General features: G+C 40.0%; 13 protein-coding genes. 9 read left to right on the top strand and 4 right to left on the bottom strand.

Annotated elements, in window-relative coordinates; genetic code table 11:
* Nucleotides 1-140 precede the first annotated feature (140 nt).
* The 4 genes from AACU33_RS36760 to AACU33_RS36745 form a co-directional block, all read right to left on the bottom strand.
* Complete coding sequence (locus AACU33_RS36760) at nucleotides 141-3,692, bottom strand: plasmid replication protein, CyRepA1 family (RefSeq protein WP_096595622.1); 3,552 nt, start codon at nucleotides 3,690-3,692, stop codon at nucleotides 141-143.
* Complete coding sequence (locus AACU33_RS36755) at nucleotides 3,692-3,847, bottom strand: hypothetical protein (RefSeq protein WP_339376563.1); 156 nt, start codon at nucleotides 3,845-3,847, stop codon at nucleotides 3,692-3,694. The genes AACU33_RS36760 and AACU33_RS36755 overlap by 1 nt, the downstream gene beginning before the upstream one ends.
* Before the next feature lie 1,128 nt (nucleotides 3,848-4,975).
* Nucleotides 4,976-5,884: a hypothetical protein gene (locus AACU33_RS36750; protein ID WP_096595620.1), complete on the bottom strand. Its 909-nt coding sequence runs from the start codon at nucleotides 5,882-5,884 to the stop codon at nucleotides 4,976-4,978.
* 132 nt (nucleotides 5,885-6,016) lie between these two features.
* Complete coding sequence (locus tag AACU33_RS36745) at nucleotides 6,017-6,262, bottom strand: helix-turn-helix domain-containing protein (RefSeq protein WP_096595845.1); 246 nt, start codon at nucleotides 6,260-6,262, stop codon at nucleotides 6,017-6,019.
* Between the two features lie 798 nt (nucleotides 6,263-7,060).
* Between AACU33_RS36745 and AACU33_RS36740 the strand changes: the two genes are divergently transcribed.
* The 9 genes from AACU33_RS36740 (at nucleotide 7,061) to AACU33_RS36700 (ending at nucleotide 17,477) form a co-directional block, all read left to right on the top strand.
* Entirely contained in the window at nucleotides 7,061-7,549 is a 489-nt protein-coding gene (locus AACU33_RS36740) for a hypothetical protein (RefSeq protein WP_096595618.1), read from the top strand.
* A 317-nt stretch (nucleotides 7,550-7,866) separates the two neighbouring features.
* Nucleotides 7,867-10,923 carry a helicase HerA domain-containing protein gene (locus tag AACU33_RS36735; RefSeq protein WP_096595616.1) on the top strand — a complete coding sequence of 1,019 codons (3,057 nt, stop codon included), beginning with the start codon at nucleotides 7,867-7,869 and terminating at the stop codon, nucleotides 10,921-10,923.
* The gene (locus AACU33_RS36730; protein WP_096595614.1) at nucleotides 10,920-11,477 is read left to right on the top strand and encodes a hypothetical protein; all 558 of its coding nucleotides are present in this window, start codon (nucleotides 10,920-10,922) and stop codon (nucleotides 11,475-11,477) included. Before AACU33_RS36735 ends, AACU33_RS36730 begins: the two co-directional genes overlap by 4 nt.
* Nucleotides 11,419-12,177, top strand: a complete 759-nt coding sequence (locus tag AACU33_RS36725) for a hypothetical protein (RefSeq protein ID WP_339376562.1) — start codon at nucleotides 11,419-11,421, stop codon at nucleotides 12,175-12,177. The genes AACU33_RS36730 and AACU33_RS36725 overlap by 59 nt, the downstream gene beginning before the upstream one ends.
* A complete protein-coding gene (locus AACU33_RS36720; protein WP_096595612.1) occupies nucleotides 12,167-13,219 on the top strand; it encodes a type IV secretion system protein in 1,053 nt (350 codons plus the stop codon). The genes AACU33_RS36725 and AACU33_RS36720 overlap by 11 nt, the downstream gene beginning before the upstream one ends.
* On the top strand, nucleotides 13,216-13,932 hold the full coding sequence (locus AACU33_RS36715) for a hypothetical protein (RefSeq protein ID WP_339376561.1): 717 nt from the start codon (nucleotides 13,216-13,218) through the stop codon (nucleotides 13,930-13,932). The genes AACU33_RS36720 and AACU33_RS36715 overlap by 4 nt, the downstream gene beginning before the upstream one ends.
* A gap of 4 nt (nucleotides 13,933-13,936) precedes the next feature.
* Nucleotides 13,937-15,463, top strand: coding sequence for a TrbI/VirB10 family protein (locus AACU33_RS36710; protein ID WP_096595608.1), 1,527 nt, complete (start codon nucleotides 13,937-13,939; stop codon nucleotides 15,461-15,463).
* The gene (locus AACU33_RS36705) at nucleotides 15,460-16,281 is read left to right on the top strand and encodes a hypothetical protein (protein ID WP_096595606.1); all 822 of its coding nucleotides are present in this window, start codon (nucleotides 15,460-15,462) and stop codon (nucleotides 16,279-16,281) included. The genes AACU33_RS36710 and AACU33_RS36705 overlap by 4 nt, the downstream gene beginning before the upstream one ends.
* Nucleotides 16,278-17,477 carry a hypothetical protein gene (locus AACU33_RS36700; RefSeq protein ID WP_339376560.1) on the top strand — a complete coding sequence of 400 codons (1,200 nt, stop codon included), beginning with the start codon at nucleotides 16,278-16,280 and terminating at the stop codon, nucleotides 17,475-17,477. The genes AACU33_RS36705 and AACU33_RS36700 overlap by 4 nt, the downstream gene beginning before the upstream one ends.
* Nucleotide 17,478: the final 1 nt, after the last annotated feature.

The raw sequence follows: 17,478 nt of genomic DNA, 5'->3' as shown, positions 1-17,478 counted from the left end.
TTCCTGAACCTGAAGGTAGAAGCAATCCTCGTGTTGTCAAAAAAACTAGAGCCAAATTTCCGAACAAAAAGCCCATACATAGAACCCAAACAGCTAAATTACAAACGCTCACTTTCTCCGTAATTAACACCGCTTAGAACTTAACCGAACCGTATTGGGAGAGTTGTCACTGGTAAAACTTCCTCATTTAGCAAGGCATAAAATTCTGGGACAGCAGCATGAAGTTGCCGCAGTTCATGAGGATATCTCGCTTCGCACTCCAACACAGTCTCCCAGCGCAAAACTCCACTCCATCGCTGGAGAATGACTTTAATTGCGTCCACTCCTTGAGCAACAACAGAACGAAGCATTTCCACACAATGGAGTAGGGTAGTGGGGTCAGTAGGAGGTGGGTCAAAATCCGTAGTATCCCCCCCCTGATGAGGGGAGTTACCTATACATTTATGGGGGGGGGTGGATACGAGCTGTTGTTTTCGCTCTACAGCAGATTGGGACTGCACGATCTCCTCTAATGAAGCGGGAGTTCCAGCAACCAAACAAACATCCGACTCCTTGAATGTAAGCCCTTGGTGACGGTAAGCAATTACATGAAAAGCAAATTCTAATTCCTCTAGTGAAAGTGAGTAAATTTTCACTTGTTGACCGCGTGGCCCCTGTTTGCGACATGATAACTTTAGTCCTAGCTGTTCGACTAAAGTGGCCAGTAACCAAATGGGTTCGCATTCTGAAGGGACAGTAAAACCAAGAATTGCTTTAATGTGAGCAGCACAATGTGAGGCAATCTCCCTCATATTGAGTAAGTCTGGGTCGGTTGCTGTAATCTCGCCCCCGGCTATCAATCGTTTAAGAATGTGATGTAAACCCAAGTTGAAGCGGGCCAGCCACCGCGCCGAGTAATTCCCCCAGTCAATGCACAAAGGTAATTTGTCCCGTTCGGTGCGGTCTTTATCTATGACAATTTTTGGTGGCGCAGGGTATTTTTGCCCAGTTTGAAAGTCAATAATTGACTCGAATGGTTCTTCTAAAATTGCTTCTAAGTCAGCAAGCGCACCAATTAACCGACCACCCGCATCTTTTTCAACCAGTTGGGGTGTCACCTCCATACCGTAAGCTGACCGAATACGATACTTCTCGCACTCAAAAACTTCCTCTGGTGACAAGTAATCTTTGCTCTTACGATGACGATACTCAGTCGCTGTAATATTATTAGCCCTGGTAACAGCCAGATGATAAGCAGTATCCAACGCCGCCGCAGCTTTTTTAAGATTTTCAAGGGAAAGCCGATTGTCATCACTTCCTATGGATATAAATGTATTGCCCATAAGGGACAGCAGCGAGTGCAAATCATCACGCAGATTATTGATAGACTGGTTGCGTTTAGCTAAAATTTGGCAATAAGCCTCTAGCGCCCAGTCTTTCTCTGCGCCCCGAGAGCCAGTTTGACGGTCAATTCGCAATAAAAAAGCTGTCATTTCATTGGTTTGCAGTAAGCGTTCTTTAATTTTGGCGGCGTTAGTGTCTTTGTAGCCAAAGGGAGGGCGCTTTGCCACCCAAACGTGAAATGGAACTAAGGGACGATAACGATACAGCTGTTGGGCGCACTCGGTTGCAGTTTGGGAAACTCCATGAAACGCACCAAAAACCAAATCAAAATGATATTGGGCAATGTCTACTCCAGTCCCGAGGCTGGGAGAGGTCAGTAAAGCATCGAGGTTTTTGACGGCGTTGGTAATATCTTTGATGAAAGCAATGTTTTCTTCAGATCCGGAGTTATCTGAATGGATAGACCAGATGCGTAGCTGATTTTTCAAGCCTGGAAGATTTTGCTCGTCAGCGCTGTTGTTGTCGTTTTTTGAGCGTATCTGCACTGTTAGTGACTGTTCGAGTTTTTTAATAAAGCGCTTCGAGTCAGAAACTACCATAATTTTTTGTCCAGCCATTAGCGCTGCTGAAATTTGAGCAACTAGGGCGCTGGAATTATGACCTTCATACCAGTAAATTGTCCGATCTCCATTGCGCCATTCGTTTTTGATGATGTATGGGACTTCTGATTGCGGTCGCATTGCTCGGAAGAAGTCGATAGTAACATCGTCCATATGAGCATCAGCTATCACAACCAGTGGAGCATTGTATACTATGTATTCCAGCACTTCCAGGATTGCAGCGCGATGTTCCTTGCAAGTGTTACTGTGCAAGAGGTGTGTGAGGTATTGGCAAGCTTCATCAATAAAGATGCAGCCGTATGTGAGGGCTTGAGTGTTGAGCTTATGCAAGCTATCAATAGTAATGCTCAAAGCAGTAGCTTGAGCCAAGCCTACGTAACCCAATTCTGAGTACATAGCAGTTTCTAAGCGCAGAGCCAGATTTTTCAGCAGGTTGACGCGATGTCCGTTGTTGAGGAATCTTGCTTTTGGATTGTGGTTACGCCACCAGCGCATGAGTTCAGTTTTACCTGTACCCATATCACTCCACAAAACCACAAGCCCCGAACGAGGAAAGCGAAAAGATGCTCTGCTTGTGGAAGAATATTGGGCAGTCAGAGACTTAGGGTAATTTTCGACTAGGTTTTTGGAGTCAGATAGAGGGGTGGTTGCAAAGCTAACTTCGTGCGACTCATCTTCTTTTGCTCCCCGATCGATAACCTCAATAGTATCGCCAAGTTCTTCAAAAATAGGAATTTCCAGAGCTTGGGTTAGATATTTGATATTGACTGTCACATCTGGTTTATATTTGCTCAGTCCCCATTTTCTGCCACGATACGAGCAGCGATAATCAGCCAGTGCTTTGGCATCATCAATGATTGCTAACAGTAGTGCTAAAGCATCCTTACCCCTAGAAACCACAAAATCATCAACACCTTTTTCTGGCCCCGGTAACAGCGCCACTTCAGCTGTACAACCGTATGCCTCAATCGCCTTACCAGTACGAACGGTTGCTTGAAAAACTGACCAGCAGGTTGAAGCTTTTGTTTCATAATCAAAGAGAATTATAAACTTGCGCCCGCTTTGTGCTAACGGTACTAAGTCTGGGTGTAACCGTTCATCAAAGTCCTGCTGCCCCACGCGTCCGTTCCAAATTCCTGGGAGGGCGATCGCTACAAATCCATGACTCAGTAAACTGGCTGCTTTTTTCTCTCCCTCACAAAGAATGATGGGAATTTCTCTATGTAACTGCACCCACTCCCAAAATAAGCGCGGATTGAGTCGGTCAAACAGACGTAATGCTAAGGGAGAATGATATCTTTTGATATTGTACCGTTGGGCAACTTTATCCCAAATACAGTTGGGAACATCAAAGTAAGTGACGCGGTTGGGTGTTTTGGGAGGAGATTCGTATTTAACGGGTTTGTTTTTCTCAAAATCGATGCGGGGACGATCTGGTTTGAAACGCCCCCATTCCATAGGAAGCCAATTGTTGAGTGGGTCTAGTCCATTTACCCACCATCCCCCTAATGTAGTGTGAGCATATTGTCTTAAGTATCCATCTCGTAATCGCCCATCGTTACGTCTGGCTGTTTGGGGTAGCGCGTAAAGTAAATATTCGTATACTATCGATCCGCTAAGAGAACGGACATTGAGAGCAGTTAATTTTGGGTCAACACCTGAAGCAATTACCCATTCAAGCCAATGGTTGTCAGTTAATTGGTCGTTATCATTAGTAAAATTGATATTAATTACATTGGGAAGTGTCATTATTCTATTCTCCGATGATGATCGCGTACATCGGAGCTACCCACTGTTTGAGAGCGTAGGGTGTTGAATGCAAGGTGTAGTGAAGATTCTTCTTCTACTTCCAGCGTTTTTCCAGTGTAGGTTTTTGAGATTTGACCAATTGTTTGGGTTCTCAAACCAAAACAATGGTTAAAAATCTGAAAAAAACATTAAATAATTGAGAATTTACTGCAATTAATTGTCGTCAACCTAAATACCTACTGTTGAAAAGCCCCCTACCCTGACTCTCGAAGGCGAAAGTAGCGGTGTTCATATCAAGTGTTACCAACAGCTAACAACTTCATTCCAACTCCCTTAATAACAAGATTTCAATCTTTTAACAAAGCAGTTTCGTTCCTGAAAAGGCTGAAATTTTGAGTAACGAAACTTAAGAAGTTAGTTTGATATTCTGTGATGCACTTGATTCGGTGTTGCGCTTACTTTGCCTTTATGACGCAGACATTGTTACATTGAAATTACTTTAATGTTTGTTACGGTTAGTTGTTAACCGCTTAGCATAGGTCTGGCGTGTGGGCAGCTAACCGATTTCTTTTTAAGTGACTTGCCAAAACTCCTAAGCGATTAGGCAATGCTTTGGGGGTTGACAGTCAAAAAACCAAAAATCAGTCCTATGCTTGATTTCAAAGCCAAACAAAACAGCTTTTAGCTGGAAAATTTGAGTATTCACGACATTATCCTCATATAAGAGGCATCTAGCCGAGAAATTTCTTCCTAAACTATTTGTGACTGGTAACTAGATAATCTAGCTATCAAAATGTTTTTCACCTACAGTCGGGCTAGAGTTGGGAGAAATTGTAGCGCTAGATGCCTTTTTTGCTATTTGTCTAAAAAAAGGCATACTACTCCATCCCCTATATGCTAATATTGGCAACAGGGGTCGGTCGTAAGGTATCGTTAGGCTCTAAACAATTTTGGTGTTTTCTTGACCGCCAAGTCCTTCGGACACCAATCCTGTTTTCTAACGACTCCCCTCACATTCTGGTTATCTCAATATATTGCTTTTGTCGGTTTAACCTCCTTCAAACATCGACGAAGACCATTTCTGGGTATCATTGCTTTCGCTAGAGTAACATGAATTGCTCCTGGACAGTATTAAAACTCGCCGATCTCTTCCGTGTTGCCGATTTTGTTGCAAGTATGAAAGCCGCCTGTTGCGCATCGTTGTGAGCTATAATTTGTCAAATCAATATTTTTTTATTCGGAGTAAATCCATACTGGTGAAAGTTTTGACAGTCCCGAAACCTTTAGGGGAGAATTTCTGACTCTAATACACGCAACAATTTCTCTTCCAAAGAAGTTAAATAAGGACGGTTCACTTTTCCCAAATACTCCAGAAATTTTTGCACTGATTCCTCTAAGGTACTGGAATACACTCGACTAATGCGACCGCATATGAGTTGCATCTGCTGACAATCATCAGGCAAGTAATTGAAGGATTTTAAATGCTTCAACCCAATGGTATACTCTGCATCCCACATTCTCACGGTACAACTAAATTCGTTGACTTGAGTGACAATTGCCCAACAGCCACCTTTACCTCTAAGTTCTGGATTATCCTTAGTTAGGATTTGGCAGACTTCGCCAACAAAGTAGGTGTTTGGTACTTTGGTACGTTCCATGATGCGTTGTAAAACATCCTTCACGATTCTACCAGTCGGCACTTTACCACCTGCTTGTTGTACTGCACTCTGCCATACTTCCCACTGTTCCTGCGGTTTTAGCTTTGTAATGGGTCGGACTTGCCCCTCAGTTGTCGGCAGAATTTGTGATTCATTTGTTGTCAAATCTCGATCTGGCGAATTTTGACAACAAATTGTTGTCAAATTTTCGTAGACATCAGCTGCCGCAATCAAGTAATTTGACTTTTGGCGACTATGACCAAATCTATCACGGCAATAATCCTCGAAAGTTTTATGAGTCGAGCGGTATAGCCTGCGATCTCGCAACTCCATCAATGCCTTACCTGCTTCAAAAAATGCTCTTTCTACCTTCCGTTCTAAGTGGAGACGATCTCGCTGTTCTTCCTGTGTCAGTTCAGAAATTTCCACAGCCATCACTGTAATAGTTGCTGAAACTGAATCTGTTTGATGGGAGATATCCTTAGTTGCCTCTGTTGCAGGTATTTCTGAGTCATTAGAGGATGGTTTGTTCATGATTTCCCATCTCTTATACTTTGATGATGTGAGTTTAAGGTCGATTGCAAATCAATCCTCTACGAGCTAGATAGTTGCAATGACTCCAGTCAAGAAATTGAAAGTAGCAGCATAGGATGAATATCGGTGTAATTAAACATTACTTTCGCCAAAAAGAGTTACACCAAAGTCTACACTCAACACTTGTTCGATTTTGCGAAGATTCTCAATTGAAAGGGCTCCTTTAAGAGTTTCTTTTTCAATGTCGTACCAGTAAGTGCGCGATACACCAACCTCATCACATATTTGCTCGAGAGACTTACTGCAATTAAATCGAGCTTGCTTGATCCGCTCTCCTAACCCTTCAATTTCAACTTCTTTGACCTGTCTAATTCGCATTCTGGTATTCATCACATTATCACTTCCTAGAGTAAAGGGTTAACTATTAGTTTTTCTATACACTATCAGCTATTAGTTAACACACTATAAACTAATAGTGTACTAAATGATGCATAAAAAAACACGCTTGATCGACTGTGTACTAATTGAAGACATCAAAATTATGAATTTGGACATGTTTCACCATTGATCGATCGGGGTTGACTATGGGTATCTATGTGGCGAAGTAGTATATGTATTTTTAATACATATTTTTATCATAAATATTCATTGGTTTACAAAACACAATATAATGTCTTGTTCAATACATAAATATATTATTGAGTCAAGCTGTCAAAGTAGTAAAAACCTTGATTATAGAAATTTTGTTAGTAAATAAATATATAGAAAGTAGAATTAATTTTGCAAGCTGTGTTTATACCAGGTAACTTGGACTACAGTTTTTTTATTGTTCCTTTGCAAAATAATTATGCTTCTTACCACAAAGGCTTTATTCCTTCCTATAGGAATTCATTGAAGCAAAGGACTGTCAGGGTAAAGGCATCTAAAATTAGCGAATTTTAGATTTTGAATTAGAGTATTCCAATCTAAAATATTTCGGTTGAGGCTCACGAAGAAGTCTAAAATTATTGCATTCTGGTATTTTTTAACTCTTGTTAGTTATCAAGGTTAATAACCAACGCTCATAATCAATATTTCTCCAATACTAGAGGGGAAACCCCTCGTAATAGTCTTCAATTAAAGGCAGCAACCTGACAAATAACCATTAAATACCTTTTGTAATCTTTGGCATTCATTATGCAAAGAAAAACACCCCCTGTGGCTTTAGCTTTGCTTAAAAAATCTACATCAGCATCCATGCAAGTAGATAGTAAAGCAAGAATTAATCCAGCCACAAAAAACTTACTTGAGAGATTATTTCCAGTACGCTGGCAATTAGTTTCAGTCGCCACCACACTTTCTGTTGCATTGCAATCAAGAGCAGCTAGAGCAGATTCAATATTTTCTAATGCCCAAAAAGCAATGACCTGTGTGATTACTAGTGCTTCAGGTGGTGGAACTATTAGTAATGCAGTTCTGACTAATCTGCCAGTAATTCTATTTACATCTTTGACTATCGTTTTGTTTGGTTACTTCTGCTTTTCTGTTTACCAAGGAGTTGCCGCATACGGGCGTGGAGAGGAAGTAAGTAACGTCATCCAGCAACCCATCTTCACATTCATATCCGTAATATTTATCGTGGTATTTCAGTCGTTGTTATTTGGTAATAATGCATCCTGCACTTGACGTATTAAATCCAGAAGTGGAATAAAAATTCAGACGCAGATATTGGACTTAGAGTTAAATTCTAGTCATTCTGCACGGAATTTTAGATTTTCAATTTTGATTGAAGAATTCTTCTTTTCTTCAATCCGGACATCTACAATTCCAAATTATAAGAATTCAGCACCCAGGAGCCAGAAGTCAGAATTTAGAGTTAATCTAATAGATTAGTAAATTAATTCATCAAACATTTCTCCTCATTCTTTAACCCTTCTGACTCCTGAATTCTGACTCCTGAATCCTTATATCAAATCGATTGACGGAATCCTGCTGAAAGTTCTATGAAAGAAGAGATTATCAAAGTCAATCAGAGCTTAGGTGAAAGTCCCAAATTTGGCCCATTTACAGGCAGACAGTTCGTAATTTTCGCCCTGGTATTTTGCCTAGTTTTTGTACTATTGTGCCTACTCATAGGATTAGATATCTTTTGGGGCTTAGGTTTGGCATTTTGGGCAAGTTTCTCAATCGCCCTACTCTCAGGAGATAAACCATATCTTTATTGGTCTAAAATTTCCCCAATTCTTCCCAGATGGACAAGAGGATATGCCACCTACACTCAGGCACAGCACAAGAAAAAAGTTGGAAAGCGAAAAGTCAAATTGACTCGCTCATCTCAACCAAAAACTCTCAATCCATTTGAAGATTGGTTGGATTTAACTACAATAGTCAGACTCAAAAAAGATTCATACATTATTGGAGCTTATCTACTCAGTAAAAAGCATCTAACTGAGAGTAGTAATACTCTGCAATTAATCTTTGGTTATTCTTGCACGGGAATTCATCCTTTATTCAACTCTGCACAAGAGATAGAAGCAGTAGCCAAAGCTTTTGAAAATGGCTGTAAAGAAATACCACAAAGAGAAAAAATCACGTTTAGATGGAGTTCTTTCTGTGATGATAGCGATAGTGCAGAATATTTGATGCAGCGCCTAAATAATCCAGCTTCTCTAGAGTGCGAATTCTTAGACTGGGGAAGACTTGCCCGCACACAAAAGCTCACCAAAGAAAAAGCCCGGAAGAACATCAAACTCAATATTTATTGGTCATTTACCATAGCTTCTGAATCTTTAGAAACCTCAGACCCAGTAGATAAGTTTTTGGTGAAACTGGCTAATTTCTTACAACGCAGATTTACAGATTCTGGCGTGAATCAATTAACCCTGAAAAGATTAACGCAAATATTAACGAAAGCCCTAGAAGCTTCATTAAGATACCAGCAGATTCTTGCAGAGATGGGGTTAAATCCTCAGCCGAAAACAGATAAAGATTTATGGCAAGAGCTTTGTAAAAATATTGGAGCTAAAGAAGTCATCATTCCGCACACTTTGGTATTTGATGAGCAAGGTATTCGAGAAGAAATTGATGAAAAAGCTTTGTTTGATAAACCAATCGAAATCATCAATCAACCTCATCTAACTTCTATCATCCTCAACAATGGTGTACCTTTTGCAGATAAGCGCTGGATTTGCTTACCAAATGGTGATGAGAAGAAGTATGTTGGCGTAATGGTACTGAGCCGCAAACCAGAAATCTTTGCTTCTACCAGACATCAAATTCGTTTCTTATGGGATTTATTTTCGCGCCACAACATTTTTGATGTGGAAATCATTACAGAATTTTCCCCAGCTGACCGAGGAATTACCCGTGCGGCCCAGCAGATGATTACTAAACGCTCTAGGGCGTTAGATTTAAATGTGCAGCAGAAAAAATCCATTGATGTTTCTGCCCAAATTAATGTAGAAAGGTCAGTGGAAGCACAAAGACAACTGTATACAGGAGATGTGCCACTCAATTTAAGCTTGGTAGTGCTGGTTTATCGAGATACAGCAGAGGAAATAGATGATGCTTGCAGACTGATTTCTGGTTATATTTCCCAACCGACAGAACTTACCCGTGAAGTGGAATATGCTTGGTTAATCTGGTTGCAGACTTTGTTAATCAGGCTAGAACCAATTCTGATGCGTCCGTACAATCGGCGGCAAACTTTCTTTGCTAGCGAAATTCTGGGACTGACCAATATAGTGCAGAATAGTCCCGCAGATATGCAAGGGTTTGAGTTGATTGCAGATGAAGGGGATTCACCAGTCAAAATTGACCTCTCAAAAACCAAAAATATCTTGATTCTGGGTACAACCGGCTCAGGTAAGTCTGTTTTAGTCTCATCCATCATTGCCGAGTGCCAAGCTCAGGATATGAGTGTTTTGATGATTGACCTACCCAATGATGATGGTACAGGTACGTTTGGCGACTACACACCTTATCACAATGGCTTTTACTTTGATATCTCCAAGGAGTCCAATAATTTGGTGCAACCTTTGGACTTATCAAAAATCCCTGTAGAGCAAAGGGAAGAACGAGCTAAGGCGCACAGGAATGATGTGAACTTAATTGTTCTGCAATTAGTTTTGGGTTCGCAGACTTTTGACGGCTTCTTGTCCCAAACAATCGAGTCTTTGATTCCCCTAGGGACAAAGGCTTTTTACGACGATCCTGATATCCAAAGACGTTTTGCTTTAGCTAAAGAAGAAGGATTGGGTTCTGCGGCTTGGGAGAATACCCCAACGTTAGCAGATATGGAACATTTCTTTGACAAGGAGCATATCAGCCTGGGATATGAAGATGAGAATGTGGAGCGAGCGCTTAATTATATCCGGCTGCGCTTTCAATATTGGAAAAATAGCAGTATCGGCAATGCAATTTGCCGTCCTTCAACTTTTGATACTGATGCTAAGTTAATTACCTTTGCGCTGACAAATCTGCAATCTAGTAAGGATGCAGAGGTTTTCGGGATGTCTGCATATATCGCCGCATCTCGCCAATCGCTCTCAGCACCCAATAGCGCGTTCTTCATGGATGAAAGCAGTGTGCTGTTGCGGTTCGCTGCTTTATCGCGGTTGGTAGGTCGTAAATGTGCTACGGCGCGCAAGTCAGGTTGTCGAGTTATGCTGGCAGGACAAGATATTCTGTCGATTGCTAATTCCGAAGCTGGGGAGCAGATTTTACAAAATATGCCCTGTCGTTTGATTGGGCGGATAGTACCTGGGGCTGCTAAGAGTTTTTCAGAACATTTGGGAATTCCTCAAGAAATTATTGAGAAAAATGAAAGCTTTCGCCCCAATATTAAGCAGTTATATACGCTCTGGCTGTTGGATTACAACAACAAATATATTCGCTGTCGTTACTATCCTTGTTACTCAATGTTGGCGTTGGTGGCAAATAGTCGGGAGGAGCAAGCAGCCCGTGACCGATTTAAAGCTATGTATGCAGATAAATTTCAATGGGTTGCGGAGTTTTCTAAGTATTACGTGGATTGCATTAAACAGGGTAAGCCTCTATGAAAAAGTTAGAATTTGTTACTGGATTAGCACAATATAAAGTCTTGCTAGCAATTTTAGGAGTTGTAGCAGCATGGGCATCATTTGAAGTTTGGAAATGGAATCAGGCACAACATGAAAAATATATCGCGCAGAAAGAAGAAGCTTGCAAGCAACGTTTAGCTACGGCTGACCGCTATGTACAGAGTAATCGATTTCTGCAAGCTGAATATTATGCACATAAAACACAATCACCGTTAAAAATTAAATTAGAAAAGCCTGGGATTACAACTAATTTTCAAACAGAAAAAGAATACATATTAATGTATAACAAACCCATGCATTTAATACCTGAAACTCCCAGGTATGAAGGTAGTTTATTTGAAAGATTATCTAGACAACTAGCTAAATATCCACCAGAACCATTAATGGTAACTGGAAAAAAACTCTTAGGAAATAACGCAGAGGTAATATCTGCTTGCTCTCCTAAAACTTTTATAGTTCCACTGGATAATTTATATGAGACCAATCAAAAACTTGACATTAGCCCTTATCTGCCGCCGTTTAGCAGTTTTTAGTAGCTTAATAGTTCTATTGATTGTATTTTCAGCTTTACCAGCTAGAGCTGGAGCATCTTTTCTCAATCAACTCCAACAGGTTCTTGTGAGCCTAAAAACCTCTATTGAGCAGTACAAACAAGAATTCAGCCAGCAGTGGCAAGAATTGAACGCAGATTTAAACGAAGCTATCAGTTCTACAGTGGGAGATTTAGGGATACCTGACCCCTTAAAAGCTGGTAAAAAAATTAAGATTGTTATTCAAGAACAAGATACTGATTTAGTGCAAACTGATTCACAAACCCAAGGTGATAATGCTCAAAGAAACTGGCATCAATCTTATACTTATGGGCTGGCTGAATCGGTTTTGGGTAGAGAAGGACAGAAAACTCAAGCCAAAGAGGGTGAAATGTCTAATCAGGCTTTGGCAACTTCATCTAATAACGCAGATGAGGTTCAAAATGATGTGATTACTCAAGACATTCTCAAAAAAATGGCAGTGCAGAATCTGCAAACCACAATTATTACTAAATCGATTCATAGTGAAGCCCAAAAACAAACTAGAGCTTTATCAGCCGCGAACATTAATTTGAGTGATATCTCTAGTAGGTTAGATCAACAAGCAAAGAAAGAGCAAGCTAATAGTAATTCTAGCGCTCGACAAATATTAGATGCAGCTGCATTTGCTGATGGTTTTTGGGAAAAAACAAATGATAAATAATGTAACTAATTTCTGGTACTTACTAGATGTAACTGGACATACTAATGCTGAAGATATCGTTGATGGTGCTATCAATGGTTCACGATTGGTTGTATCTTCGTTTAACCAAGATTGGCAGGATTTAGCTACTGGTCAAAGTGAAATATATAAAGCAGTAGTTACTGTCTCCGCTTTATGTGGTGTTGTATTTGTTTCTTTCTGGTCAGTAGGTTGGTATTCACGCATGATGCAAGAAGGATGGAGCCATGATGTTTTAAATGAGATGGTATATCCATTATTGGTATGTTTGATGTTGACAATCAATAATGGACAATTACTAGCTAGCACGTCTTTAATGTTTCGCAATACAGCTATTAATTTAAATGATAAGGTGCTAAATATTACGCGCAACGGTATCAGCCTAAGAGATGCGATTCGTAGTACCAATATGAATCAGGCTTTTATCCTTTCAGTTCAAGCACAACTTCAAGAATGTGAAAAAGAGCCTGAGAATGGTAAAAATGACCAAGGACAACCAATTAATCCCAGAGAAACTTGTCGAGAGACTAAAATCAATCAAGCCAAACAAAAAGCTCAAGAATATCGGGACAAACATGGATTACCATCTTATTCAAATAGCTGGAATCCATTAGATATTGCTGGTCAAACTATCAATTCAATGGTGCAAGCTTTATCATGGATTATCTTTAGCGGTTTACAAGCAGCGTTTCAGTATGTTGTGCAGGTAGCATTTTTATTGAATGCTTATATTGCGCCTATCTTTTTAGTACTTTCGCTTTTTCCTTTTGGTACTAAACCTATCTATGCTTGGATTGCAGGCTGGCTGGCACTTACTTTAGTACTGATGTCATATTCAATTATTTGTGGGATTGCTGCTAGTTCAATTGTGAATGCAGATAGTAATAATCCTTTGTTTTTACAGCTAATAGAAGCAATTCTTTCTCCGATTTTGGCTATCGCGATAGGTGCTGGTGGAGGGATGGCAGTTTTCTCTGCTTTCTCTAGTAGTGGTAGGTTAATCTCTGGGAGGGTATTCAGATGAGATTACTGGATAAGAAAGAGATTAATTTTACTCCTTTGGTATCTATAGGACAAACTGTTATTTTAATATTTTTATTTTTAATTACTCTCGCTAATTCGAGTAGATTAGGGAAGATTTCTAATAGCAAGCCGACTTTGGTTGAACTGCAAGATGGAACTTCTATTAGGGCAGTTGCGATGGGAGAAAAAGACCGCACTGACCAAGCTATTATGGATTTTGTGGGGCGGACTATGATGAATTTAATGAGTTGGAATGCTCTCCCTAAATCATCAGACGAAAATCTCGATTCCAGAAATTTAAAAATTGACCCTGGTATCCAAATAGCTGATAAAAAAGTTACTACAAATACTTGGAATGCAGGATTTGCATTATCAGAAGATTTTCGGGCTAGTTTTTTACGCGAAATAGCAGCTTTAACGCCATCTGATGTATTTAATGGGGATACACAATCAGCCCTAGTAGTGCGCTATCTTGCGCCTCCACAAAAATTATCAGATGGGCAATGGCGCATAGATATGGTTGCCAATTTAGTGGTTTTTAAAGGTAAAGACCAGTCAGGTAAAGGAATTTCTTTTAATAAAACTATTTTTGTCAGAGCGGTAGATACTCCTCCTTTACCGAATAATCCTTCAAAACAACAGTTAGCAGCTTATAACGCCAGAATTGCGGGAATGGAAATTTATCGCATCCAAGACGTAGATTTGGGCAGGTGATATTATGTCAAGTCAGGTTATTGAAAATTCAAATTCTTCTACTAATAAAGAATCTAACAATCGTAGCCAAGAATTTGCTCAGATGAATGGTGTAGAGATTGAAAAAAATTCATCATCATCGATAGAAGTAACCCTCTCTGAGGAACCAAAGGAACCAGAAGAAGTTGTCACAACTCGCCCGATAGCGGGACATCCTTTGTTGAAAGGCTTGACAGTTTCTGGTGGAGTTCTGCTATTAGTTCTGATTTTTGGGGCGATGATTGGCACATTGACAGGAGCTTTAAATGAAAAGGGCAATAATCAAACCCAACAAAGTGCAAAAACTAGCCAAGAGATGAAAGAACAAGAGAAGGATACGGAGGACGGAAATCTCAAAACCGCTATGGCTATCACTACCCAAAAAGGTGAATTGCAATCTATTAGTAAAAAAGATAATGGGGATGTATCACCCACGCCATCACCAACAACTACCCCGACAGCTACTGTTAGTGTTAAGACTCAGCCAAGAATAACGCGATCGCCAACAATTTATCAAGCACCACCACCACCTATTGCAGTTACCAGACCTAGTACAAGCTATCAAGCTACTCCCCCAGTTAAACAGCTTGCTTCTGTACCTACTTCTGCACCGCAACCTAAACCCGTAAAATCTAACGTTGGCAATACCAACCCATTACCAAAGGTTAAAACCACGCCCAAAGACCCGATGCAGGAATGGTTAGCAGTAGCCAATATCGGAAATTATGCTTCTAGCGATTCTGGGAGTGGAGAATCAAACAATGAGGTGACAGATTTAAAAAATGCTGGCGTGGAAGGAGGTACAGGAGTTAAACCAGCCAGTGCTTCTAATCGCAATCAAGAAGTACCTCAGTCACCGCAGACTAACTATGATGGCAAACGGGTATTGGTTGGGACTCGTGCAGCTGGGACAATGGAAACTCCCATTGCTTGGGTGGGTAGTGGCGTAAATAATCAGCAGCAAGCACAAAATTGTTTGATTAAACTATCAGAACCTCTCAAAGCTTTTGATGGTAAGGAAGTATTACCCAAAGGGTCTTATGTTGTTGCTATCCTCAATCCGACTAACTCAGAAATAGCTCAGATGACGGCAGTTTCTGCACTCATTAATAGTGATGGTCAGACACAAGAAAAACAACTGCCGCCAAATTCTATTTTGATATTAGGTAAAAACGGTAATTTACTAAAGGCTGAATCTCGTAAAGGTGGCAGTAATTTAGGCAATTCGCTCATGGCATCTCTGCTAGGAGGTTTATCTAAGGCTGCTGAAATTCAAAATCGAGCTAATTCCGAAACAACAATTAGCTCATTAGGTACGACTACTACGACTACAAGTAATGGTGAGAAAGATTTAGCAGCTGGTTTTGCCCAAGGAAGTATTAATGAGATTTTGTCGAGGATGAAAAACTCCAATGAGCAGCAATTACAAGGGCTACAGCAGCAACAACAAGTATTTGTCATTGAAGCCGGTAAGCAAGTACAAGTTTTCGTGAATCAATCTATTATGATATGAAACGTTTAAGTTTATTACTGATAACTACTTTATTTATCAGTGCTACACCTGGCATATCTTTAGCACTACCGCCAGCTAGAAATGTATATTCACAAGATGCCCAAGGTCACAACTCCAATGGAATTGATTTAAAAGTTTGGAGTGGTTACGGGCTAACTATCAACTTTATCTCTACAGGTGAAACTATTAAGCAAGTTTGGCTGGGAGACCCTTCGCATTTTGCTCTTAGTTCTAATGGCAATTTATGTCAGCGTGGTGCATCAAATGATGAAAATTGTGGAACTGGAGGGGCGACAGTTTTATTTTTGAGGCAGATTAAACCGATTGATTTTCCTTCTCTAACTTCTTCTGTTGATGGTAGTACTGTGATGACAGTGATTACTAATAGTTCTCTTGGTCAAAAACAGTATCAATTTAAGTTAATTCCGGCTAAAGGTAAGCCACAGTACACAAGTCTGATTATCAAACCAGATTCTGATAGACCAAAGCCTCTTTCCGTTGAAAAGCCAGATAACAGGAATTTAAACACTAGCACTAATACTGCAAATCGAAATTCGACTCCAATAAATAGATTCTCCAACAATAATTCTCCAGTTTTAAATGCTTCATCATTAAGAAATGATGCCAATTCTATTGCCGTTGGTTTAGCTGTTGCAGTTGGTAACGGCACAATTAAACCTAAGTCGGTAGAATGGCGGAAAGCACAAGATACTATCCGCTTACTGAGGAAAGGTAAACCCAGAACGGAAGCTATCAGGTTATCAGGTATTCCCCAAAACCTCTTTAATGAATTAATGCAATGGGGGCAAAGGCGGTGATTATAAATAAAGCTATTTTCTCAACAATTTCTGTTTCTTTAATTGCTATTTTACTATTAGAATTACCAAGTATAGCAATTGCAGAAATCCCAACAGTTACTCATACTTCTGGTAAATATCAATTAAAGTCTCCTGATTGGACAAAGATAAACTGGAGTAGCTTAGATCCAGTTCAGGAGCCTGGATACATCAATGTTTCAGCAGATATTGCTGCTAAATTAGGCTATAATCCTTCCCGTTCTTGGTCAGCCGGACAGAATATCGATTCTGTGGTTATGTTAGGTGATGTGGATGAAGCTTTTACACAAAGTCAATTTACTTTGAAACTGATAGCTGAAATAACCTCAAATCAGATTGACTCTTTAACATTACAAGATTTTGGTTTAATGAAGTGGCAGACTATCGGTTCATTAGTTCAAGCAATTCCCAATTTGAACAATATTAATGTGAGTCAAATTAAACCTATTCAAGACTTACTTCAGAAGTCGGGTATTTCTCCCAATGGTACAATTTCACAAGTTTTACATGACTATCCAAAAACAAGTAATTTTCCACTCGGTAATTTAGATTTAAGCAAGTATTCGTTAAGTTCAATTCCGCAATTAACAGAAACAAGGATTAGTAAATTTCTCAACTGGCAACAAAGTTTTATTAATCAAGTTCCTGGGTTAAATAGAGTACCTTTTGATAAAATGCCCCAACCAATTAATTCAGGGTTGGATGTAGTTGGTATTGCTTCTGTGGTTTTAGGTAAATCTGAACGTGGAGATTCTAGGGTAAGAGAAAGCTATTTTGTATCAGGTAAGGTAACTCGTTCTAATCAAACTGTTGCTGTTGCTTGTGGGGTGAGTCAAGAATGCCCTTACTTGGAATTGGGGGATATTGCGGGGCAACAAGGCAATCTTTACGGTAAGCGTTGGGCTTCTGGTTCCTCACAAAAGGTAGATGGCGGTTTTGGCATATTGCAACGTGTCAATGGTGGTAAAGAACCTACAGGTAGGTTGGTCTATGGTTCTGGTTTCAAAGTCGTCCTTACAGGTGTTAATGAGTCCACAGGTACAGCTAACTTTGGTTTATTCTTTCGTATTTGCGTTAATTTCTTTGGAACTGGTAAATCTTGCACTCCCTACTTTATTGGGCCAGTCCCTTGGGTTCCAGTTAAGGAGAATGATTTAGTCATTTTAGGTAAAGGATGAA

Source organism: Calothrix sp. NIES-2098, from assembly GCF_963875125.1.
Lineage (GTDB): Bacteria > Cyanobacteriota > Cyanobacteriia > Cyanobacteriales > Nostocaceae > Aulosira.
The sequence above is the reverse complement of the archived record's forward strand: the minus strand, read 5'-3'. Positions and strand labels throughout refer to the sequence as shown.

What these genes read in the sequence shown, in the direction of transcription:
- AACU33_RS36760 (WP_096595622.1), bottom strand. Translation starts at nt 3,692, where the DNA reads ATGACACTTCCCAATGTAATTAATATCAATTTTACTAATGATAACGAC.
- AACU33_RS36750 (WP_096595620.1), bottom strand. Translation starts at nt 5,884, where the DNA reads ATGAACAAACCATCCTCTAATGACTCAGAAATACCTGCAACAGAGGCA.
- AACU33_RS36745 (WP_096595845.1), bottom strand. Translation starts at nt 6,262, where the DNA reads ATGCGAATTAGACAGGTCAAAGAAGTTGAAATTGAAGGGTTAGGAGAG.
- AACU33_RS36740 (WP_096595618.1), top strand. Translation starts at nt 7,061, where the DNA reads ATGCAAAGAAAAACACCCCCTGTGGCTTTAGCTTTGCTTAAAAAATCT.
- AACU33_RS36735 (WP_096595616.1), top strand. Translation starts at nt 7,867, where the DNA reads ATGAAAGAAGAGATTATCAAAGTCAATCAGAGCTTAGGTGAAAGTCCC.
- AACU33_RS36730 (WP_096595614.1), top strand. Translation starts at nt 10,920, where the DNA reads ATGAAAAAGTTAGAATTTGTTACTGGATTAGCACAATATAAAGTCTTG.
- AACU33_RS36725 (WP_339376562.1), top strand. Translation starts at nt 11,419, where the DNA reads ATGAGACCAATCAAAAACTTGACATTAGCCCTTATCTGCCGCCGTTTA.
- AACU33_RS36720 (WP_096595612.1), top strand. Translation starts at nt 12,167, where the DNA reads ATGATAAATAATGTAACTAATTTCTGGTACTTACTAGATGTAACTGGA.
- AACU33_RS36715 (WP_339376561.1), top strand. Translation starts at nt 13,216, where the DNA reads ATGAGATTACTGGATAAGAAAGAGATTAATTTTACTCCTTTGGTATCT.
- AACU33_RS36710 (WP_096595608.1), top strand. Translation starts at nt 13,937, where the DNA reads ATGTCAAGTCAGGTTATTGAAAATTCAAATTCTTCTACTAATAAAGAA.
- AACU33_RS36705 (WP_096595606.1), top strand. Translation starts at nt 15,460, where the DNA reads ATGAAACGTTTAAGTTTATTACTGATAACTACTTTATTTATCAGTGCT.